Annotated in this window: 20 protein-coding genes; 11 read left to right on the top strand and 9 right to left on the bottom strand. The window is 64.8% G+C overall.

Annotated elements, in window-relative coordinates; translation table 11 throughout:
* A partial coding sequence (locus J5M73_RS29580; RefSeq protein WP_207816795.1) for a hypothetical protein occupies positions 1–201 on the bottom strand: 201 nt, incomplete at its 3' end.
* A gap of 196 nt (positions 202–397) precedes the next feature.
* Positions 398–916: an Hcp family type VI secretion system effector gene (locus J5M73_RS29575; protein ID WP_025129830.1), complete on the bottom strand. Its 519-nt coding sequence runs from the start codon at positions 914–916 to the stop codon at positions 398–400.
* A 497-nt stretch (positions 917–1413) separates the two neighbouring features.
* Here J5M73_RS29575 and J5M73_RS29570 point away from each other — a divergent pair, with 497 nt between their 5' ends.
* The 4 genes from J5M73_RS29570 (at position 1414) to J5M73_RS29555 (ending at position 6300) form a co-directional block, all read left to right on the top strand.
* On the top strand, positions 1414–1800 hold the full coding sequence (locus J5M73_RS29570) for a DUF2946 domain-containing protein (RefSeq protein WP_102864601.1): 387 nt from the start codon (positions 1414–1416) through the stop codon (positions 1798–1800).
* A 115-nt stretch (positions 1801–1915) separates the two neighbouring features.
* Positions 1916–4084, top strand: a complete 2169-nt coding sequence (locus J5M73_RS29565; protein ID WP_102864961.1) for a TonB-dependent receptor — start codon at positions 1916–1918, stop codon at positions 4082–4084.
* A gap of 53 nt (positions 4085–4137) precedes the next feature.
* Positions 4138–5622 carry a PepSY-associated TM helix domain-containing protein gene (locus tag J5M73_RS29560; RefSeq protein ID WP_102864602.1) on the top strand — a complete coding sequence of 495 codons (1485 nt, stop codon included), beginning with the start codon at positions 4138–4140 and terminating at the stop codon, positions 5620–5622.
* 147 nt (positions 5623–5769) lie between these two features.
* The gene (locus J5M73_RS29555; protein ID WP_102864603.1) at positions 5770–6300 is read left to right on the top strand and encodes a DUF3087 domain-containing protein; all 531 of its coding nucleotides are present in this window, start codon (positions 5770–5772) and stop codon (positions 6298–6300) included.
* A 27-nt stretch (positions 6301–6327) separates the two neighbouring features.
* Here the strand turns inward: J5M73_RS29555 and J5M73_RS29550 are convergent, their stop codons facing one another.
* Positions 6328–8958 (bottom strand): hypothetical protein, encoded by a 2631-nt coding sequence (locus J5M73_RS29550; protein ID WP_102864604.1) that lies wholly within the window; start codon positions 8956–8958, stop codon positions 6328–6330.
* 297 nt (positions 8959–9255) lie between these two features.
* Between J5M73_RS29550 and J5M73_RS29545 the strand changes: the two genes are divergently transcribed.
* Together J5M73_RS29545 and J5M73_RS29540 are read left to right on the top strand one after the other, a co-directional pair.
* Positions 9256–10038, top strand: a complete 783-nt coding sequence (locus J5M73_RS29545) for a sulfite exporter TauE/SafE family protein (protein WP_102864605.1) — start codon at positions 9256–9258, stop codon at positions 10036–10038.
* A 121-nt stretch (positions 10039–10159) separates the two neighbouring features.
* Positions 10160–12607: a PAS domain-containing sensor histidine kinase gene (locus tag J5M73_RS29540; RefSeq protein ID WP_102864962.1), complete on the top strand. Its 2448-nt coding sequence runs from the start codon at positions 10160–10162 to the stop codon at positions 12605–12607.
* Positions 12608–12623: 16 nt separating this feature from the next.
* Here J5M73_RS29540 and pcsA read toward each other — a convergent pair whose 3' ends face one another.
* Together pcsA and ampC are read right to left on the bottom strand one after the other, a co-directional pair.
* The gene (gene pcsA, locus J5M73_RS29535) at positions 12624–13346 is read right to left on the bottom strand and encodes a phosphatidylcholine synthase (protein WP_102864606.1); all 723 of its coding nucleotides are present in this window, start codon (positions 13344–13346) and stop codon (positions 12624–12626) included.
* 309 nt (positions 13347–13655) lie between these two features.
* Positions 13656–14828 (bottom strand): class C beta-lactamase, encoded by a 1173-nt coding sequence (ampC, locus tag J5M73_RS29530; protein ID WP_102864607.1) that lies wholly within the window; start codon positions 14826–14828, stop codon positions 13656–13658.
* Positions 14829–15054: 226 nt separating this feature from the next.
* On the opposite strand from ampC, the gene J5M73_RS29525 reads away from it, so the two are divergent.
* The 3 genes from J5M73_RS29525 to J5M73_RS29515 all read left to right on the top strand — a co-directional run bounded on the left by J5M73_RS29525 (position 15055) and on the right by J5M73_RS29515 (position 17535).
* Positions 15055–15942: a LysR substrate-binding domain-containing protein gene (locus tag J5M73_RS29525; protein ID WP_102864608.1), complete on the top strand. Its 888-nt coding sequence runs from the start codon at positions 15055–15057 to the stop codon at positions 15940–15942.
* Between the two features lie 148 nt (positions 15943–16090).
* Entirely contained in the window at positions 16091–16897 is an 807-nt protein-coding gene (locus J5M73_RS29520; RefSeq protein ID WP_102864609.1) for a helix-turn-helix transcriptional regulator, read from the top strand.
* A 221-nt stretch (positions 16898–17118) separates the two neighbouring features.
* A complete protein-coding gene (locus J5M73_RS29515; RefSeq protein ID WP_102864610.1) occupies positions 17119–17535 on the top strand; it encodes a hypothetical protein in 417 nt (138 codons plus the stop codon).
* A 17-nt stretch (positions 17536–17552) separates the two neighbouring features.
* Here J5M73_RS29515 and J5M73_RS29510 read toward each other — a convergent pair whose 3' ends face one another.
* The 3 genes from J5M73_RS29510 to J5M73_RS29500 all read right to left on the bottom strand — a co-directional run bounded on the left by J5M73_RS29510 (position 17553) and on the right by J5M73_RS29500 (position 19146).
* Positions 17553–17999 carry a GNAT family acetyltransferase gene (locus J5M73_RS29510; protein WP_102864611.1) on the bottom strand — a complete coding sequence of 149 codons (447 nt, stop codon included), beginning with the start codon at positions 17997–17999 and terminating at the stop codon, positions 17553–17555.
* A 57-nt stretch (positions 18000–18056) separates the two neighbouring features.
* A complete protein-coding gene (locus J5M73_RS29505; RefSeq protein ID WP_060840237.1) occupies positions 18057–18500 on the bottom strand; it encodes a hypothetical protein in 444 nt (147 codons plus the stop codon).
* Between the two features lie 70 nt (positions 18501–18570).
* The gene (locus tag J5M73_RS29500; RefSeq protein ID WP_102864612.1) at positions 18571–19146 is read right to left on the bottom strand and encodes an XRE family transcriptional regulator; all 576 of its coding nucleotides are present in this window, start codon (positions 19144–19146) and stop codon (positions 18571–18573) included.
* A gap of 125 nt (positions 19147–19271) precedes the next feature.
* Here J5M73_RS29500 and J5M73_RS29495 point away from each other — a divergent pair, with 125 nt between their 5' ends.
* Positions 19272–19424, top strand: a complete 153-nt coding sequence (locus J5M73_RS29495; protein ID WP_162884076.1) for a hypothetical protein — start codon at positions 19272–19274, stop codon at positions 19422–19424.
* A 68-nt stretch (positions 19425–19492) separates the two neighbouring features.
* On the opposite strand, the gene J5M73_RS29490 is transcribed toward J5M73_RS29495, so the two are convergent.
* Positions 19493–20644, bottom strand: a complete 1152-nt coding sequence (locus J5M73_RS29490; protein WP_102864613.1) for an MFS transporter — start codon at positions 20642–20644, stop codon at positions 19493–19495.
* A 348-nt stretch (positions 20645–20992) separates the two neighbouring features.
* Between J5M73_RS29490 and J5M73_RS29485 the strand changes: the two genes are divergently transcribed.
* A complete protein-coding gene (locus tag J5M73_RS29485; RefSeq protein ID WP_102864614.1) occupies positions 20993–21463 on the top strand; it encodes an Lrp/AsnC family transcriptional regulator in 471 nt (156 codons plus the stop codon).
* The last annotated feature ends 3 nt before the right edge of the window (positions 21464–21466 follow it).

Genomic DNA, 21466 nt, shown 5'->3' with positions numbered 1-21466 from the left:
CTGCAGGCCGCCTTGCCAGATCGTCAGCAAGGCCGGCTGGTCGAGGATCTGGCCGAAGTCGATGGCACCGTTGTCGCTGGCCAGTTCGAGCGTCAGGCGAAAAGGCTCGGACAAGGCTTCTTCCAGGATGAACTCGACGACCTCGAACGCCACCTGTGCGGTCAGCACGGAAAACGTGAACTGCAAATCCCTTTGACGCATGACACCCATCTCCACTTCGTGAAGTGCTCATCCCCCCTGACAGCACGAGCGATCAGGGAGTGTGCAGTCGGTGCTCGGTTTTCCCGAGACTCGTCCTATCCAACGGATGACCGGTGTGCCTCCTCAGGCGTGCCTGGGAGCGCAAAGCCCATCGGTCGGTGCGGCTGACCGATGGGGTGGCAAGGTGTTGCTGGGTTTAGCCGGCGACCGGGGTACGCCAGTCATCGGAGCCCGAAGTGCCCGACACTTCATGGGTCCAGGTGATCTTGCGGTAGGTGAACTCGACGTCCTCCAGGTGGGTGAAGTGCGCGTTCGACGGGTCCTGGCAGTTGTGCATGTAGTCCTTGATGTCGACGATGATCGCGTCTTCCAGGGTGGTGGTGAAGTAATGCTCCTGGGTGCCGGCGGCGGAGGTGCGGAACCACTGGATTTCGATCTTGCTCAGACGCTCACCGGAGGTCAGGGCCGCGAGCAGCAGCGGTGAAGCCTTGTCGAAGACCTTGGTGATCTTCACCGGTTTGTGTACCCGCTGGCCGGTGGGCTGACCGGACTGCGGATCGCGGGGGATGATCACTTCATGACTGAAGCCCTGGACCATGACCTGATCTTCGTGACCTTCCTGGTAGGTGTTGCCAACGGAGTCAGCGGTGAAGGCACCGGCGGTGATCAGACCTTGTTTGGTCCCGGTGACGGACATGTACGCTGGGGTTGCCATTGTTGCTCTCCTTGCTTGGACATACGGAAAACCGGAGGCCTGAATGGCCGCCGGGCTCCAGGGACATCTCAAGAGTCATGCCAACCTGCCAATACCCCTTGCCAATCAATTACTTGATGGAAATCCAAGGTTCAACAGGCTGTTTCCAGCCTGAATTCCTATAGAAAGTGCGCAAGAAGTTGCGCAGTACTGCGCAACTTCTTGCGCACTCCTCTGTAGAGCCCTGACCGTCATGCTTACAGCGATGTGCCCACAGGCTTACTCACATTCGAGTGCGCAACTTCTTGCGCATCAAGGCTAAAAGCCATCATGGGCACGGGCAGCATTGTTCCGCCCAGGCACGGGCTCACCTGGCGACTTTAGTTCTGGTCCGATCCTTCGCTCTTCGCGAGTCGGCTATAAAGCTCGCCACAACCTCACCGCAGGCGGCCCCATGAGTTTTGCTCGCCATGCATAGGTGATTTTCCAGTGCGTTTTTCACTGTTAACCTTGCCGCCATGACCCATTCTTCCGCACATCGCCCTCACATTGCCTGGACGCTGTATTTCTGCGTGCTGTTCAACGTGTTCGTCTGCGGTCTGGGTCATGGACAGATGGCTGCACTGGAAATCACCGGCGTGGGTGGGCAGTTCTGTCACGCCCTGGGCGAATCTGCATCAACTCTGGATGACAGCTCCAGCGACAAGACTGGCCCCAGCACCATGGGGGCTTTTGTCTGCCCCCTGTGCTCGGCGGTGAGCCTGGGCCTGGGGCTGCTGTTCTGTCTGGCCTGGCTGCTGCTGGTACGGCACTCGGCGCGGGTCAAGGTCGAGCGGGGCAGCAAGGCGCCGCCGCGTTACTCCTGGCCGTCACTCAATCCTCGGGCTCCCCCACTGAGCGCCTAGCGCTGCTTCGCGATTGCCCTGGCGTCGCGTGTTTTTCATCTCCCGGTACTTAAGTCTGCGGTCGCGATGGCGACGGCGGCCGGGGTGTTTGATGATTTTTTTCGAGTCCGAGTCCATGAAGTTCCTGTATCGCTCCCCCAGTTGTGCGGCGCTGTGCTGTGCCCTGTCGTTCAATGCCCTGGCCGAGGGCACGCTGCAATTGCCGCAGACGCGCATCAGCGCCGATGAAGTGCAAGCCACTGGTCTGCAACTGGATACCCAGACCACCACCGGCTCGCGCCTGGGCCTGACCCCGCGGGAAACCCCGGCGTCGGTCAATGTGGTCAACCGCCAGCAGATCGAGCAGCGCGGCGCCGCCAACACCCAGGACATACTGGCCAGCGTGCCGGGGATGAACGCGGCGTCATCGCCGGGCATTCCGGGTTTCGTTTCCTATCGCGGTTTCTCCGGGCCGCAGATCACTCAGTTGTTCAACGGCATCAGCGTGCAATACGACTCCATCGCCGCCCGTCCCGTGGACAGCTGGATCTACGACCGGGTCGAGGCGGTCGGCGGGCCGTCGAGCTTTCTCTACGGCACTGGCGCGGTGGGCGGTTCCATCAACTACATCACCAAGCTGCCTTCGCGCACCGAGTCGTTCAATGAAGGGCGGGTCAGCTATGGCTCCTTCGACAGCCGAGAAACCTCCTTGGGTTTCAACCATGCGCTGAACGACGGCGCCGGGCCGCGCCACTACGCGCGTTTCGATGTCAGCCACACCACCAGCAACGGTTATGTCGACCGCGAGCAGCGCGATGCCTGGACCACGGCGTTTTCCCTGTTGACGGATTTCAACGACCAGCTGTCCCACACCCTGGCCTACGAGTACCAGAACGAAAGCGTCGACAGCCCTTACTGGGGCACGCCGGCGTTGAGCCCGCTGGGGGGCAAGATGGAGGTGGACAAGAGCCGGCGCTTCGAGAACTACAACGTCAGCGATGGTCGTTATGAACAGCGGGTGCAATGGCTGCGTTCGATCATCGACTATCAGGTCAATGACCGCACTTCCGTGCGCAACACCCTGTACCACTACAACGCCGATCGCGAATACCGCAACCTGGAAAACTACGCCTACAACAGTGACAACAGCCAGGTGGTGCGCTCTGGCATCCTGCTCCAGCGCCACGCCCAGGAACTCAACGGCAACCGTTTCGAACTGCTGCATCACAACAGTCTGTTCGGCCTCGACAGCCAGTGGTCGGCGGGTATCGATTACAGCCACAACGTGATGAGCAACTACCCGCGCTCGGTGTCGGGCTCGCTGCCTGGGGTCGATCCGGACGCTTTCGATCCGGGCAGCTTCTGGGACCTGCCGGGCATGCAGCGCGGCTTCGAGAAGAACCGCCGCAACCAGGTGGATACCTGGGCCCTGTTCCTGGAAAACCGCCTGCAACTGACCGATCGCCTGTCCCTGCTCAGCGGCCTGCGCCACGATCAGATCGACCTGCAAGTGACCAATTACCGCGCCGTCACCGAGGCGAATCCGGCGTTCTTCCAGCGTAAATACCGGCCCACCACCGGGCGCCTGGGGCTGGTCTATGAGTTGACCCCGGCGGCCAACGTCTACGTGCAATACAGCACCGCTGCCGATCCACCGGCAGGCATCCTGACCACCGCCAGCTACGGTCAGGTGCGCGACTTCGACCTCAGTACCGGCAATCAGTGGGAGATCGGCAGCAAGTTCGATTTCCTCGACGGCCGTGGTTCGGCGACCCTGGCCGCCTACCGCATCGAGCGCAAGAACCTGTCCACCGCCGATCCGAGCAACCCCGGCAGCAGCCAGCCGGTGGGCCAGCAATCGTCCCGCGGGGTGGAGCTGGCGGGCTCGTTGCGGGTCACGCCCAAGCTGTTGGCCGAAGGCAACTTCGCTTATGTCGACGCCCAGTACGACGAGTTCTATGAAAACGTCGGCGGCCGGCCGGTGTCGCGCAAGGGCAACAGCCCCACCAATACCCCGGACAAGGTAGGCAACCTGTGGCTGAGCTACGACATTGCCCCGTCCTGGCAGGTGGGCGGCGATGCGCGCTACGTGTCGTCGATGTATGCCAATGCGGCCAACACCCGCTATGCGCCGGCCTACACGATCTTCGGCGCCTTTGTCGGCTACCAGCTCAATGCCGATACGCGGATCACCGGCCGGGTGCGCAACCTGACCGATCAGGTCTACGCCCGCACCACGGGGCAAACCCAGCTGTACCTGGGGGCGCCGCGGACCTTCGAGCTGGCGCTGCAAACGCGCTTTTAACCTGAGACAGCGGGGCGCCCGATGGCGCCCCGCGCATTTGCGAGCAGCCTGTGATGAAGCGTTACCTGTACCTCTGGCACCGCTGGCTGGGCATTGTTGCCTGCCTGTTCATGGCCCTGTGGTTTATCTCCGGGGTGGTGATGCTGTATGTCGGCTACCCCAAACTGACCCCCGCCGAACACTGGTCACGCTTGCCTGTGTTGCAACTGGGCGATGCACCCATTGACCTGAAGCAGGTGCTGCACGCTGCCGATCCCGAACTGGCGCCGTCAAGCATTCGCTTGACCACGGTGGCCGGCGCCCCGCGCTATATCCTCGAATACCCAGGACCGCGCAAGGTAGCGATCGAGGCCGATAGCGGCCTGCAAGCGCTGCCCACTGACCGGGTCGAGGCCCTGGCCGCGGCCCGGCAGTTTGCCCCCGGTGTGGCGGTGCGTGATCGCGGGACAGTGAATGGCGACATGTGGAGTCAATCCCGGGCCCTGGACGCCGACCGACCCTTGCTGCGGGTGGCCACCGCCGATGCCGAACGACGTCTGCTGTATGTCTCCGGCACGACGGGCGAGGTGGTGCGCGATGCCACGGCCACCGAGCGTGGCTGGAACTGGATTGGTGCCTGGCTGCACTGGCTGTACCCGCTGCGGGGCATCGGCATCGATGGCGCCTGGGGGCCGATCGTCACTTACCTGTCCCTGGCCGCGACCCTGATGGCCGTGCTCGGCCTGGCGGTGGGCGTGCTGCGCTGGCGCTTCAAACGCACCTATCGCAATGGTTCGCACTCGCCGTACCAGGGCTTTGCCCGCTGGCATCATGTGGGCGGCATGCTGTTCGGCGTGCTGCTGATTACCTGGATCTTCAGCGGCCTGATGTCGATGAACCCGTGGAAAATCTTCAGCAGCTCCCAGCCCCTGTCGGTGGCGGCCTATCAAGGCACACCGCTGCACGCTGCGGCCTTTCCCCTGAGCGCGGCCCAGGCCCTGCAGCGCTTTGCCGATGACGGCCTGCAGGCCCGGGAGCTGGAGTGGCGGATGATCGGCGGCAAGGGTTATGTGATCGGCTACGACGGTGCCGGACGCACGCGGATTCTGGCCATGGACGATCAGCAGGTGCTGCGCCAGTTCAACCCCGACACCTTGCGCCAGGCGGCCTGGGCCATTCGCCCCGAGCGGCCGATGGTTGTCCAGCAATTGGCTGCCTACGATTTCTATTACTACGCCCGCGAGCCCCACAGCATGATGGGCCACTTGCAGCAGCGCCTGCCGGTGCTGCGGGTGCGCTTCGACGACCCGGCCCAGACCTGGCTGCACCTGGACCTGCACACCGGCGCCATCGTCGGGCAACTGGACCAGCCGCGCCGCGCCTCGCGCTGGCTGTTCGGCCTGCTGCACAGCTGGGACTGGCTGCCGCTGCTGGCCAACCGCCCCTTGTGGGACCTGTGGATGATCCTGTTCAGCGCCGCAGGCTTGCTGATCAGCGTCAGCGGTGTGGTGCTGGGCTGGCGCCGCCTGAGGCGTTCATTGCGTGGGCGTCGGCGTTGAGGCGGGGGAGGGCGCAATACCGCGACCTGGATCAGGGTTATGCAGTATTTCTGCCCTGCGCCGACGATTTAAGCCACCGCTCCCGGTCCCAGCGGTGATAATGCCCGCCTGCTCAATTCCCTACTGCTTCCGGAGCCCATCGCCCCCATGTTCGTCATCACCCCGCAGGACCCTGAACTCTATCGCCGGCAAACCCGCCGCAGCACCCTGATCATCGCCCTGGTGTTCATCGCCCTGGCCATGCTGTTTTCCAGCGCTGCGGTGGCGGTGTTCGGCCAGCCCGGCGGCGATAACCTGGTGTGGAATGCCGGCGGCGTGTTCACCGGGCTGGTGATCAGCGCCGTGCTGTTGCGCACGGTGTTCTGGACCCAGCCGTGGATGGCCTCGGCGGTCTATGGCTGGCGCCTCAAGCGCAGCCTGATGCGGGTGACCAATGTCATGCATCAGGTCACCGCCGGGGTGGCGGCGGGCGATCCGGCGGCCCTCAAGCTGCTGCGTTTCTATCACCTGGGGTTGACCCAGATGCATCAGCTGGACGCCAACTCCAGTGCCCACGGACAGATGCTGGGTGAAGTGGAGCGCCATCTGGCGTTGCTGGCCGAGCAGGGCATCGACCCGCAGCAGGAGCGCCTGGAGGCGCAGTGGCTGGAAGCGGTCAAGGTGCACCAGCCGCGCTGAGGTTCAGGTTGATCCGCTGGCCCTTCCTCAAGGCTGCGGATCATCCAGGTAGCGCCACAAGGCCTCGGCCATTTCGTTGGACTGGCCACTGCGGCCAAACAGCTGCTGGCCGATATGCAGCCCCAGCTGGCGATAACTCTCGAACTGCGCCTCGTCGAAGAACTGATCCACCGTGCTCTGGTTGGGAAAGCCCGGGTTGGCCCGGGCGTAGTTGACGACGTCCGCTGTCAGCCCGGCGATCAGCCGCGGCTTGAGCACCAGGATCCGGCAGTGGGGCGTGGCCGCGATGTCCGCCTGGGTGTCGGGGCTATGGGCGTAGACGTTCAGCAGCAAGGCGCACTTGTGACTGTCGGCGCCCGGTGGCTGGCGAAACTCTTCCAGACTGCCGAACAGCCCCTTGAGTTGGGGATGGGCCAGTACCCCCGGGTCTTCGCGGATTTCCAGGGCCTGGTCGATGCGCGCCAGGCGCACCAGATTGGCCAGGTCGTCGAACTGGTAATCCGGGTCGCAGCCGCTGTCGCAGGTGACGATCAGTTCCACGCCGCGCCCCTCACGCAGCAACTCGTAGGTGGCGGTGTTTTCGAAATGCCCGCCGTCGGACAGGTACTGGTAGTCGCGTCGATGTCCATGAAACCGCGAGGTCAGCTCATAGAACAGGTAGGCCTGGGTGCCGAAGTAGGTCCAGGGCTTCAGGTCACGGGGCTTCCAGTGCTGTTGCCCGGGATCGAGGAAGTGGCTGGGCCACCAGATGCCCAGGCGTATGTTGGCCAGCCCCAGGATCAGCGACATGCCCAGGCTGTTGGCTCGCCCCAGGCCGGTGCTGAAGGCGGCGCCGGAGACGCCGATCCACTGGCCCAGGCTCAGGGGGCTCATGATTTCCGAGGCCGGGCCCTGGCTCAGGTCACGGCGGTAGGGCTTGCCATCGAGGGTGTAGCGTTCCGCCGGACCGTCGCTGGCGACGCTGCCTTCGGTTGAGGGGGCCCAGTTCGGCGCGATGCACAAAGGCTTGCCCTTGCGGTCGCGCTGCACCAGTTGCTCGGCGGGGTCCACCGTCAGGTTCATGGTGACGTTGATCAGGTGCACCGGCCCGGCACTGGGGGTGGCGTAGTACTGCTGCAGCGACAGGTCGTCGCTGGACATCGGCTCGGCCACGCTGAGGTAGGTGCGGCGCTGCTGTGGCGGGCCGTTGAAGCGCCGGCCATTGGACGCGCCGAGGTAGGCGCGGGTCAGCCGGGCGCTGTAGAAGGCCTGGAGCGACGAGGTGTTGAGAAAGCCGATGAAGCGCCCGCTGACGCAGACCAGCAAGGCGGTCACCAGGCTCAGGGCCAGCAGGCGCCAGGCAGCGGCAGCGCTGTAGCTGATGGCGCCAGCGTCATGGGCGACCCACTGCACCAGCAGCGCCCAGCACAGGCACAGCAGGCTCATCAGCAGGCATCCGGCAACCAGCGCCAGGACATCCAGGGGCAGTTTGCGCATCCAGCCGGGCAGCGGCTTTTCATCCTTGAGCAGCACCAGGCGGCGCACCAGCCACATCAGCAGCGCCAGCAGCAGGGGCGTGGCCAGGGCCTGATAGTCCAGCAGGTAGCGATACAAGGCTTCGGCACCGGTCACCAGCAGGGCCAGGAAAGCCAGAATGGCCACTGCCGCCATGGCTCGCCCCAGGGCGCGGGTGATCTGCACCCGGTAGTTGCGCACGCAGTTGTTGCAGGTGCTGTCCTTGGCCGGGTCTCGGTGATCCGCCAGCCGGCGGACCAGCCGATGGGTGATCAGCAGCGCGTTGCTGCCGACCAGGGCGGCCCCAAGGGCCAGGGTGCCCACCACCTGCCATTGGGCCACGTCATAGGCCAGGGCGCCGCCGATCCACAGGCCGGTGACGATCGCCAGCATGAAGCGCAAGGCCGGGTTGCCAAGGTTTGGCGGCTGGTCCAGATCGCCTTGGGGGATCACCAGCCAGTACGCCACGGCGCAGGGCAGGGCGAACAGCAGGGCGGCCATCAGCGGCCACAGCAGCAGGCTGGCCTGACTCAGCACCTGGAACAGGGTCAGCAGGCTGAGCATCAACAGGATCGGCATGCCGATCATGGCGTGCAGCGACAGCCAGTTGCGCCAGGTCATGGCCAGGGCATAGAGCATGTCGCCGGAGCCGGTGGGCGTCAGGTAGCGACCGTTTTCCCGCAGCCAGGCACCCGGGCCCTGGCCCACGGGCTGCTGGGCGTAGTCGACGCCGGTGCTGATACGTCCCGGCGGCTCGAAGCGCAGCGCCTGGTAGGCATCGCGGGCGGCCTGGCCCACCGGGTCCTGGGGATCGGGCTCGCGCAGGCGTCCGGGAAGGAACAGGCTGGAGAAGAAGCTGCCGATATAGCCGCCGCCACTGACCGTGGACAGGTAGTCGATGCGTGACAGCAGACTGTGCTCGGTGGCGGTTTCAGGCGCGGGCTGGAGTGGGGCCGTGGAGGCCGTCGCCGGTGCCGGCGCCCGGGCCATGGCTTGCAGAACGCCGAGGCAGAAGGTGGCGCTGCGGATGCCGCCCCCGGACAACGCCAGGCCCCAGTTGCCACGCTGCGGCATGCTGGGTCCGGGGGCTTGCTGGTGCAGGTTCAGGCGTCTGAAACGGATGCGCTGTTGCTCGATCTGGTAGAGGGTCGAGTCGGGTGTCATGGGCCTTCCTTGGAAAACGAAAGGGGCGGGACCTGAGTGAGCTCAGGATCGCTTGCCCCGGCGAGCGCCCAGCAGAATACCGGATGCGCAGGTTGCGGTGTATGTCACCGGCGGTTCAGGGAGGGCTGGATGGGCATGTGGCGGATGCAAGGGCGGCGGGCACTCGATGCGTCTGGCGCATGGAAAAAATGGCCCTGGTTATAACGTTAGATTTTATTCATATAAATGGACATAAGCTTTAGCCGCTATGCTGCCGCCAGTTTTTTACCTGGCCGTGTGATTTGTAGGGTTTTATTGATGGATGTGGGTAATTTCGGTTTTGTCATCGCAGGCCTGGTAGTGGGATTCATCGTGGGCATGACGGGGGTGGGCGGCGGCTCGCTGATGACCCCGATCCTGCTCTGGTTCGGCATCAACCCGGCCACCGCCGTGGGCACTGACTTGCTGTACGCCGCCATCACCAAGTCCGGTGGGGTGCTGGTGCATCAGAAGAACCGCAATATCGACTGGCGCATCACCGGCTGGCTGACCCTGGGCAGCGTGCCGGCGGTACTGGCGACCCTAGGGTTCTTGAACAACCTGGACTCCGATCCCCAAGCCTTGAACTCGGTGATCAAGCAAGGGCTGGGCTTCGTCCTGCTGCTCACGGCCCTGGCCATCGTCTTCAAGAAGAAGCTCATGGCCTTCGCCCAGCGCCACGGCAGCGACTATCAGCCAAGCCCCCGCGGCCTTAACGGCCTGACCGTGGTCACCGGGCTGATCCTCGGCACCATGGTCGCGCTGACCTCCATCGGCGCCGGCGCCCTGGGCACTGTGGCGCTGTTCATCCTCTATCCGTTCCTGGCCACCAAGCGCCTGGTGGGCACCGAAATCGCCCACGCCGTGCCCCTGACCCTGGTGGCCGGCCTGGGTCATGCCAGCATGGGCAACATGGACTGGCACCTGCTGGGGTTCCTGTTGATGGGCTCACTGCCGGGGATCTGGATCGGCAGCCACATGACCGGGCGGATCTCCGACGAGATCCTGCGCCCATGCCTGGCGGTCATGCTGTTCTCCATCGGCTACAAGCTGGCCTTCTGAGGCCCACAGCCGGGCCATGCTCGCCGTCACCTGCTAACTTCCGTGGATTCCAGGGGTCAGTTATCCTGCGCAGGCCCTTGATGGGCGGCGCAGCCCCTTTTCCCCTTGTGTGATGCAGTCCATGACTATTTCCTCTGCTGATGGTGCCGCCCCCCAGACCTGGCGCGGCGGCGAGACCGGTGCCGCCATCCGCCAGTTCGACTGGTCGCAGACTTCGGTGGGCCCTCGGGAGCACTGGCCCAGCCTGCTGCACAGCACCTTGAGCCTGGTGCTCGAATCCCCTGAGAGCCTGTACCTGCTATGGGGGCCGCAGAAGCAGTTCTTCTTCAATGATGCCTATCGTACGGTACTGGGGCCGCGCCTGGCCCATGCCCTGGGGCAGACCATCGAGACGCTCTGGGCCGATGCCTGGCCGGATGTGCAACCCATGGTCGAGCAGGCGTTCCGCGGCCAGTCCTGCCGTCATGAAGACCTGCCGGTGAACATGCAGCGCTATCCCGGAGAGGAACTGACCTGGTGGTCGTTTTCCATGAGCCCGATATTCGACGAGCGCCAGGAGCAGGTGCTGGGGGTGCTGTGTCACACCGTGGAAACCACCGCGCGGGTGCGCCTGGGGCTGCACGCCCGGCTCACCGAGTCGCGCCTGCGCGAGACCCGCGAGCTCAATACCCGGGTGCTGGCCAGCAGCAATGACTGCATCAAGGTGCTGGACCTCGATGGTCAGTTGTCGTTCATGAGCGAGGGTGGCCTGCGGGTCATGGAGGTCAGCGACTTCAATGCCATTGCCGGCTGCCCCTGGCCGGACTTCTGGCAGGGCCAGGGCAACCTTGACGCCCAGGCCGCCATCGCCGCTGCCCAGGCCGGGGAATCGGCGCGGTTCCAGGGCGCCGCCAACACCCTGGCCGGCAACGCCAAGTGGTGGGATGTGCAGGTCACGCCGATGCTCGATGAGGCCGGTCAGCCGGAGAAGATCCTCTGCATCTCCCGGGACATCACCGCCACCCGCGAGGCCGAGGAGCAGTTGCGCCGCCTCAACGAGTCCCTGGAACAGCGGGTCCAGGCGCGCACCCAGGAGCGCGACCGGATCTGGCAACTGTCCACCGACCTGATGCTGGTGGCGGATTTCAACGGGCGCATCGTTGCCGTGAACCCGGCCTGGACCCGACTGCTGGGCTGGCAGCGGCACGAACTCGAAGGCAGCAGCTTCTACGATTTCATCCACCCCCAGGACAGTGTGGCGGCGGTCAACGCCTGCACCGAACTGGCGCTGGGTCAGAGTTTTTCACGGGTGGAAAACCGCTTTCGGCACAAGGACGGCAGCTATCGCTGGGTGTCCTGGAGTGCCGTGCCCGACCCCCAGCACCTGCATGCCGTGGGGCGTGACATTCAGGCCGAGCGTGAAGCCGCGCAGGCGCTGCGCAAGACCGAAGACATCTTGCGTCAGGCACAGAAGATGGAGGCGGTGGGGCAACTGACGGGTGGGGTCGCCCACGACTTCAATAACCTGCTGACGGTGATCCGCTCGTCCACTGACCTGCTGCGGCGCAATCTCAGCGAGGAGCGCCGGCAGCTGTACATCGATGCGATTTCCGACACCGTGGACCGCGCCAGCAAGCTCACCGCCCAGCTCCTGGCCTATGCCCGCCAGCAGAACCTGCGCCCGGAAACCTTCGACGTCGGCGTCAGCGTGCAACTGCTGGCACAGATGATCAATCCGCTGATCGGCGCCTGCATCGAACTGCGTATCGAACTGCCGCAGCAAGCGTGCTGCATCCATGCCGACGCCGGCCAGTTCGATACCGCGCTGATCAACATGGCGGTCAATGCCCGGGACGCCATGCAGGGCGAGGGCCTGCTGGTGATTGCCGTGGAGCGGGTGGCGCAGATTCCCGCCAGCGCCAGCCAGGGCGCCCAGAACGGCGACTTTGTCGCGGTGTCCCTGACCGACACCGGTGCCGGCATCGACCCGCAGCAGATCGAGCGGATCTTCGAGCCCTTCTTCACCACCAAGGAGGTGGGCAAGGGCACTGGGCTGGGCCTGTCCCAGGTGTTCGGTTTTGCCAAGCAGTCTGGCGGTGGCCTGGTGGTCCACAGTCAGCCGGGGCAGGGCACGCGCTTTACCTTGTACCTGCCGCGCTCTGAAGCTGTGGTCAGCCCGGTAGCGGCCCCTTGTCCGGGGCCGCTGCAGGTGGATGGCCAGGGGGCCACGCTGCTGGTGGTCGAAGACAATCCCGAAGTGGGCGTGCTGCTGGCCCAGGCCTTGAACGAGCTGGGCTACCAGACCGAATGGGCCACCAGCGCTATCGAGGCACTGCGTCGCCTGAGCCAGGAGCCGGGGGTGTTCCAGGCGGTGTTTTCCGATGTGGTGATGCCCGGCATGAGCGGCATCGAGCTGGCCACCCGCATCCGCAGCGATTACCCCGGGCTGCCGGTGATCCTCACCAGCGGCTACAGCCCGGCCCTGGCCCAGGGCCAGACCCGGGAGTTCGTGTTCCTGCAGAAACCCTACTCGGTGGCGGCCCTGGCCCAGGCCTTGAGTGCCGCGATCGGCAACGACCCGCCGCTGTGATGCAGGCCGCCGCCGTCTATGGCTGGTGGCTGCCCTTCATCCACTCCTGGGCCGAGCGCCACAGGCAGATCCCCAGGAAATAGGCTGAAGCCGCCAGCCACAGGCCCATGATCGACGGGCTGTGCAAGGGGTGGCTGAGGATCAGCAGCGCGCCACTGAGCAGCCAGACGAAGGTCACGATGATGTTCAGCCCCATCCACTTGCGTACCCGGAACGGATGCAGGAACTGCACCCGAGTGGCGGTCAGCAGGGCCAGGGCGAAGATGCTCAGCAAGCTCAGCCAGGGGCCGGGCTCGATCAGGTAGAAGCACAGGGCGACCACGTTCCAGGCGGCGGGAAAACCCTGGAAGTAGTTGTCGTGGCTCTTCATGTTGACGTTGCAGAAGCACAGCAGCGACGACAGCAGGATCAGCGAGGTGGCCAGCAGTGCGCTGTACTCCGGCAGAGGAATGTAGCGGTAGATGAACAACGCCGGGATGAACACGTAGGTCAGGTAGTCGATCACCAGGTCGAGCACCGAACCGTCGATGTTGGGCAGCACCGAGCGGGTGTTGACCTTGCGCGCCAGGGAGCCGTCGACGCCATCCACCAGCAGCGCCACCCCCAGCCACAACAGGCAGGCCTTGGGCTGGTTTTCAAACAGTGCCAGGGTGGCGAGCAGGGCGCTGACCACTCCGGTGGCGGTGAAGCCATGGGCGCCCCAGGCTTTGATTCTGGCGATTTGCAGGGTCGATATCACGGGGCATTTCTCCGGCGGCTGTGGTTCCCGGACACCCCGCGGTGTGCAAGCGGCGGCGCGGGTCCAGGTTGCAGTTATCGACCGGAAAGCCTGGCAGAAGGTTCAGCCTCACTCCTGAATCAGGCTCGATCCGGGCCCTGCGGTCCTTGTCGCCCTCCAGGGAACCGAGCTGGCTGAGGTCAAGGGTCGAAGGGGATTTCCTGAGTCTAGGCGCCATGGCCCAAGCAACAAGAAAAACGCCACCTGGCGTTGAAGGCCGGTGGCGTTTTTTATTGGGCGCCCCAGGGGACACGCTGTTGTACAGCTCGGTTACTTTGCCGCCTCCAGGGCGCTGAGCAGCGCATGGGCGGCCTTGATCCGTTCCTCGTTGGGGTAGTTCTTGTTGGCCAGCAGGACAATGCCAATCTGTTGGCTCGGGACAAACAGCACGTAGGCGCCGAAGCCGCTGGTGGAACCGGTCTTGTTGTACAAGGCGTCGGCCTTGGGCGGTTGGGCCGGAGTCAGCCAGTGCACCGGATGCGGTTCGAGGGCCATTGGCGTCGAGTTGCCTGCCAGCAGCCGTGCCAGGGGCACCGGGTAGGCGTAGCGCTCCCAGCCCAGGCCCTGGGTCATGTCGCCGACCCGGTAATAGCCGCTCTGGGTGCTGGCGATGGCTTTTTGCAGCGTGTCGTCCAACGGCTGGGGTTGCAGGTTATCGGCAACGAACTGCAGCAGGTCCGGGGCACTGGTCTTGACCCCGTAGGCCTCGGCATCCAGGGGGCCGGGGCTGACCCGGATCGGCTTGTTCTGCTTGTCATAGCCCTGGGCGTAGTGGGCCTGCTGGTCCTTGGGCACCTGGAGGTAGCTGTGCTTGAGCCCCAGTTTGGGGAACAGGCTCTTTTCCAGCAGTTGAGCGTACGGTTGGCCCAGGCTGCGGGCGGCGAGGTAGCCGAACAGGCCGATGCTGGGGTTGGAATACAGACGCTGGGTGCCCGGGCTGAAGGTGGGCTTCCAGGTGTTGTAGTAATCCAGGGTCTTGTCCTCGCCCTGGACGTCGTCGGGGAACTGCAGCGGCAGGCCACCGGCACTGTAGGTGCCCAACTGCAACAGGCTGATGCCGTCGAAGGCACTGCCGCGCAGGGCCGGCCAGTACTGGCTGGCGTGGTCCTCGAGGGCCAGCTTGCCGCTGGCCTGGGCGTAGCCGGCCAGGGTCGCGCTGAAGGTCTTGCTCACCGAACCCACTTCGAACAGGGTGTCGTTGTCCACCGGCTGTTGATTGTCCTTGGAGGCAAGGCCGTAATTAAAGTAATGTCGCTTGCCGTTGGCGATGATCGCCACTGCCATGCCGGGAATGCCCTGCTGTTGCATCAGCGGACGGATGGTGGCATCCACGGTGGTTTTCAGACGGCTGTCCTGGGGGGGCTCGGCCAGGGCGTCGACGCTGCCGAGGAGCAATACGCAGGCGCTGATGATGCCTAATCCGGTTGAGGTTTTATGGCGCATGATGGGCTGTTTTCCATGGGTTCTGATTTTTTTTGCCGCCTATTCCCAGCGGCTTTCCGGCTTCGGGGTTCTTTGCCCGAACCCCGGAGGCGCAGTGCTTGCGGAGTCTTTCCGGGAAGGGAGGACGTGGTCAGCGCTGCGCGAGCGAGGCCAATGTAGGCAGTCTGCGCAGGATCGGCAAACGACGATATTTCGCAGGAGCCATTAGAAAAACTAGGGAATGCCCATGCTCCGTCCACACCTGCCCTTGAACGCGCTGCGGGCTTTCGAAGCCTCGGCCCGTCATTTGAGTTTCACCCGCGCCGCCATCGAACTCTGTGTGACCCAGGCGGCGGTCAGCCATCAGGTCAAGAGCCTGGAGGCCCAGCTCAACGTCACCCTGTTCAAGCGCTTGCCCCGGGGGCTGATGCTGACCAGCGAAGGCGAGACCCTGCTGCCGGTGCTGCGTGAGTGCTTCGACCGCATCGCCCAGACCCTTGGGCGTTTCGAGGGTGGGCACTACCGCGAAGTGCTGACGGTGGGGGCCGTAGGCACCTTTGCCGTGGGCTGGCTGTTGCCGCGCCTGGGGGATTTCCAGGCGCGCTATCCCTTTGTCGACCTGCGCCTGAGCACCAACAACAACCGTGTCGACGTGGCCGCCGAAGGCCTGGACTACGCCATCCGTTTTGGCACGGGAGCCTGGCACGGCATCGAGGCCCTGGAGCTGTTGCAGGCGCCGCTGTCGGTCTTGTGCATACCGCAGATCGCCCACCAGTTGCACAGCCCGGCGGACCTGCTGGGCCAGACCCTGTTGCGCTCCTATCGCACCGATGAATGGCCGCAATGGTTCCAGGAGGCGGGACTGGGCGGCGGCAGCCCCTTGCCCCAGAGCATTGTCTTCGACTCCTCCCTGGGCATGCTCGAAGCGGCGCTGCAAGGACTGGGGGTGGCCCTGGCGCCGCCGCTGATGTTCGAGCGGCAACTGGCCAGCGGGGCGGTGGTGCAGCCGTTCGACATCGGTATCGTCACCGGCAGCTATTGGCTGACGCGCTTGCAGTCGCGGGCGCAAACCCCGGCCATGAGCGCCTTCAAGGCCTGGCTGCTGGAGGCGGTGGCCGCAGGCCCTCATCAATAGCGCCAATGCCCCGGCGTCCAGAGCCGCTGGCCGGTGTGGCCAGTGGCTTGGCTCAGCCCCGTGGGCCCGGCACAATCCTCGACCTTGCAGGGCAGGCGCCGGCATCGTGCCGATGGCCGGCATGCCCCGGGAGTGTGGAGGAAGGTGGATGCCCGTCTTGAAACAGCAGGACCAGGACCCGGACGCGATTGCACGTCCGGTATGTGCCCTGCGCATCTCGATGCAAGAAGAGCGCTGGGAACGGCCGTGGCACAGCCATCGCAAGGCCCAGTTGCTGTTTCCCGCGGGCGGTGTGCTCAGTTGCGAGAGCGCCGAGGGCCTGTGGCTGGCGCCGCCGCAGTGCGCGGTGTGGATTCCCAGCGCGATCGAGCATCGGGTCCAGGGGCTGGAGAACGCCCAGGGTTATTGCCTGTTGGTCGAGCCCGAGCACGCCCGGTCGTTGCCGCAGGCCTGCTGCACCCTGGTGATGTCGCCGCTGTTGCAGGAGTTGCTCAAGCGCTGTGCGCAACTGCCGTTCCTGTATGACCAGGACGGCGCTGCCGGGCGCCTGGTCGCGGTGACCCTGGATGAGCTGGCGGTCGCGCCCCGTGAGCAGATCCACCTGCCCATGCCCCGGCACGCACAGCTGCGGCGTCTGGCCCAGCAGATCCTTGAACAGCCGCAGCGGCGCCTGAGCCTTGGGCAATGGGGCGAGCAGATCGGCCTCAGCGAACGCAGCCTGAGCCGCTTGATCGTGGCCGAGACCGGCCTGAGTTTCGGTCGCTGGCAGCGCCAGTTGCACATCCTCCTGGGGCTCAAGCAATTGGGCCGGGGCGACTCGGTGGAGTGTGTGGCGCTGACCCTGGGCTATGACAGCGCCAGCGCCTTTATCCGCATGTTCAAGAAAACCGTGGGCCAGCCGCCGGGGCGGTTTTTTGCCGAGCGTCGGCAAGCCCTGGAAAACCACGCCCTGTAGCCGCTGCCGAGCCCGCGAGGCTGCGAAAAGGCCCGCAGGGCCTTGCCTGGCGATGCCTGGTCAAATTCAAGATCGCGGTGGCCGCCAGGTCAGAGTGCCGCCTGTGGCAGTGGCAATATCTGGCTGGATTGATCAATAACTTGTCGATCTCGGCTGATGCGGACAGTGGTTCTCGGGAAGATGATAAGCATTCTTGTTTGTCAGCTTCTGGAGGTGTTCCCATGTACTTCGATCATCAGCATTTTCCCCTGGTCTGGATGCGTCGCGCCGAAGGCGCAGGACAGCCGGTAGTCGACCCTTACCAGCAGCTGGAGGCGCTGACGCAGCGTGCCCAGGCTTTTGTCCTGATGAGCGATCTGATACCTGAGCCCGAGCAGCGCAACAGCGCTCAGGGCAAGGCGTTGCTCAAGCAGGGCTCGATGTGGACCAAGTGCAACAAGGCGGCGATCCGCCGCTGGATCAAGGCGATGATCGTCATCGCCCCGCAGCCGGAGAACCAGGCGCAGGTCGAGGCTTTTGCCAGGACCTATGAGCAGTTCTGGGGCTACCCACTGCTGCACAGTGCCTCGCCGCTGGCGGCCATCAGCCTGGCCCAGCAACTGCTGGCGCCACCGCGCAGCAACCTGCACAACTGGTGAAGGCGGCGCGGCTGCCGTCAGCCGCGCAGGTGCTCGGGGACGTTGGCGGTGATCACCTTGCCCATGCTGACCCGGGGTTCAACCTGATACCCCAGGGCCTGGTAGAAGCCCTGCACCGCGGCGTTGCTGCTGAGGATCTGCAGGTTGATCTTCAGGCAGCCGCGGGCGCCCAGGGCCTGCTCGCCATGGCGCACCAGGGCCCGGCCGGTGCCGAGCCGGCGCTGTTGCGGGTCCACCGCCAGGGAGTACAGCCAGCCACGGTGGCCGTCGTAGCCGGCCATTAAAGTGCCGATGACCTGAGCTTCGGCCAGTGCGACGAAGAACAGCCCGTCATCCACGGCGAGCTTGCGGTCGATGGCCAGCTCCGGGGCGTTGTGGGCGGTGTCGTAACCGAAGACACGCTCCCACAGTTCGATCACCGGCTGGCGGTGCTGGGTGTTGCGGTACTCGACGAGTTGGATCATGGCGTGGGCTCGATAAAGGGTTGAGCACCGGAGCGCGGGTATGGCCGGTGGCAGGTTTCAGTCCTGGTGGCCGGGCCAGGTTTCGGTGGGGAAATAGGCCTCCAGCCCAGGTTCCTTGTGGTCCACGCCATCCCGGGTCCAGTAGCAGCTCAAGCGCGAGTAGTTGTCCAGGTCGCCACGGACCAGGCAGGTGGCGCTGTGCCCGGGCTCGCTGAAGCGCAACACATCGGCCTCGGCCATGGTGGCCCGCTCCACCTTGCCGATGGCGGTGGTGGTCTTGCCGTTGATGGTCTTGACCAGGGTCAGGGCCTGGTTTTCATAGCGGATCACCGCGGTGCCGGAGTAGGTCGGGCCGCCGTCCGGCTCCTTGCCGATCAGCATGAACTGGCCGGGCACCATGCTGTAGTAGACGTGCGGCTCCTGGTCCTGCTTCGGCGCGGCCTGGGCCGCGAGGCTGGCCAGCAGCAGGCCGAGAAGGGGGGCGCGGGAGAAATGCGGCATCGGTGCTCACTCCTGTTGAGGCGGGGGGCCATGATTCCAGACTTGGCGTTGCAGATAAATGCCCGGGCGGCTAGCGGTGTTCGATCACCAGGATTGCCGTGGTGTCGGCTTCCAGAGCTTCAAACACATGCGGCTGGTCGGCGCTGTAGCGGAGGTAGTCGCCGGCATTCAGGCTGATCGGGTTGTCCGCCGGCCCGGCCAAGGCCCGTCCACGGGCAATCACCAGGTGTTCCACGGTGCCCGGCAAATGCGCCTTGGATTGCCGCGGCTGGCCGGGCTGGACGTTGAGGCGGTACAGATCGCGCTGCGCTCCGGGTGGGCAGTGGTCTAGCAAGGTCGCCGCATAATGGGCGTCCTCGGCGTGGGCGGTGGTGCCTTCATGGGCACGGATGACCTTCAACTGATCCGCCGGCTGTTCGAAAAAACGTGTGACCTGCAGGCCCATGGCCTGGGCCAGGGCCCACAGGGTCTCGATGCTCGGGTTGCCCATTCCGGCTTCCAGCTGGGACAGGGTGGACTTGGCCACGGCCGCCCGCTTGGCCAGTTCCGAGACGGAAAAACCGGCGTTCAGACGTTCGCGCTTGATGGCTATGGCCAGCTGGCCAATGGGTGAAAGGGTGCTTGCTTCGTTCGTTTTGTCGTTCATTTGTCTGTTAAATCATCCTTGTTTCCCTTGACGCAGAGAAAATGCGATGTTCATTATATTGGATAAATGTTCGATATAAAAACAAAAGGAGTTTCCCGGATGATTGTGCGGTACAGGGCAAACTCATGGGGCTGAGCCTGCGGTTGGTGGTGATTCCGTATCACGAGATCTGCCTGATGATGCATTGCCTGGCCCATCTGCAACTGTGTTTGGGGGATTGGCTGGTGGCTGGGCAGACCCACCTGTTCGTCGAATCACCCCGCTGGTACAGCCGCTAGCGCCGGGCACTGTACGGGGGCGGTCAAGCAAGGGGATCAGCGCCGTTGGCGGGCGCTGGGGTGTGGCGTCAGACCTTGAGCACCTTGCCGCTGGCGGCCACTGCCAACAGCAGCACGGCGATCAGGCCGAACGCCATGCTCAGGCTGCTGCCATGGGCAACGAAACCGATCACCGCGGGGCCGGCAAGGATGCCGGCATAGCCCAGGGTGGTGATGGCCGGTACGGCGATGCTCTCCGGCATGACCTGCTGTTTGCCCACGGCGCTGTAGAGCACCGGCACGATGTTCGAGCAACCCGCGCCCACCAGGGCATAGCCCAGCAGCGCCGCTTCCCAGGCCGGGGCCAGGGTCGCCAGCAGCAGGCCGGCGGCGGCGGTGCTGCCGCCGATGACGATCACCCGGCGCGCACCCAGGCGATGGACGATGGCATCGCCGGTCAGGCGGCCCAGGGTCATGGTCAGGGCAAAGGCGGCGTAACCCAGGCCGGCGTAGGCTGCATCCAGGTCGCGCTCGGCGGTGAGAAACACGGCGCTCCAGTCCAGCACCGCGCCCTCGGCGAGGAACACCACGAAGCACAGGCAGCCGATGAACAGCACCACGCCATGGGGCACGGCAAAGGCCGGGCCCGAGCTCTGGCTGCCGTAGGGCAGCATGTGCGGCGCGGCCTTGAGCAGCGCCAGCAGCGTCAGGACGATCACCACCAGGGTCGCGCCCAGCGGCGACAGGCCGAGGCCGAGCAAGGCGCTGACCCCCGCGGCACCGACGATCCCGCCCAGGCTGAACAGCCCGTGAAAGCCCGACATCATGGTCTTGCCGCTGGCCCGTTCGACGATCACCGCTTGCAGGTTGACCGTGGAGTCCACGCCACCCAGGCCGGCGCCGAACATGAACAGCGCCGCCATTAGCAGCGGGATCGAGCTCAGGGTCGCCAGCAGCGGCAGGGCCAGGCAGATCAGCAAGGTGCCACCGGCCATCACCCGGCGGCAGCCGAAGCGCCCGGCCAGGGCCCCGGCAATCGGCATCGCCAGGATCGAACCCACCCCCAGGCACAACAGCAGCAGGCCCAGGGTGCCTTCGTCGAGCCCGGCCCGGGCCTTGGCATAGGGCACCAGCGGGGCCCAGGCGGCGATGCCGAAACCGGCGATGAAAAAGGCGATGCGCGTGGACATCTGTTCGAGGCGGCCGGGGGTGGCCTGCAGGTGAGTGTTGCTGGCAGTCATAAAAATCCTTGGCGGTCAGGTGCCAGCGAGGGGGGCAACGCTGGCTGACCGGTTGTGCTGTCGCACCGATCCCTTGTTCATGCAGCCTGGTATCGGTGGCGCCTTCAGAAGGCTTCGAGGGTGGCCGGGGGGATTGTGACAAAACTAACGGTTGAAGGTTGCAGAAAAACCCAACCGGGGCCACGAACGGAACATTCGTCGCCGCCTCGGCAATGCTTGAGGCATTCCACGGCCGCTGCTGTTGGCGGAAATATTAGTGCGCAGGGGGCGCATCTATTGCGCATAATCGGCGGCTTTTGCACAAAATCATTCCACTGTGCGCCGTTGTTTTCCGGAGTTGCGCCGTTCATGAACACCAGTCTCGATGCCTATGACCTGAAGCTGCTCGCCGAGCTGCAACGCGATGCCAGTACCGCGCAAAGCGAACTGGGCCTGCGGGTCAACCTGTCCACGGCGGCGGTCAATCGGCGGCTCAAGCGCCTGATGGACGAGGGTGTGATCGAGCGCTATACCGCGCAAGTCGCCCCGGATGCCCTCGGCCATGAGCTGAGCATCATCGTCGAGGTGGAAGTGGAAAGTGAGCGCATCGACCAGATCGATGCGCTCAAGCGCAGTTTCCAGGCCTGTCCCCAGGTCCAGCAGTGCTACTACGTGGCCGGTGAATGCGACTTCGTGCTGATTTTCTGCGTGCGCAACATGGCCCAGTACACCCAGCTGACCCGCGAACTGTTCTTTGGCAATGACAACGTCAAGCGCTTCAAGACCCTGGTGGCGATGAACCGGGTCAAGGTCGGGCTCCAGGTGCCCACCGACGGTTGAGGC

It is taken from the genome of Pseudomonas sp. 50_B (assembly GCF_017491625.1).
Classification (GTDB): domain Bacteria; phylum Pseudomonadota; class Gammaproteobacteria; order Pseudomonadales; family Pseudomonadaceae; genus Aquipseudomonas; species Aquipseudomonas danubii.
Note: the sequence above shows the minus strand (reverse complement) of the source record. Positions and strands in the feature narration are given on the sequence as shown.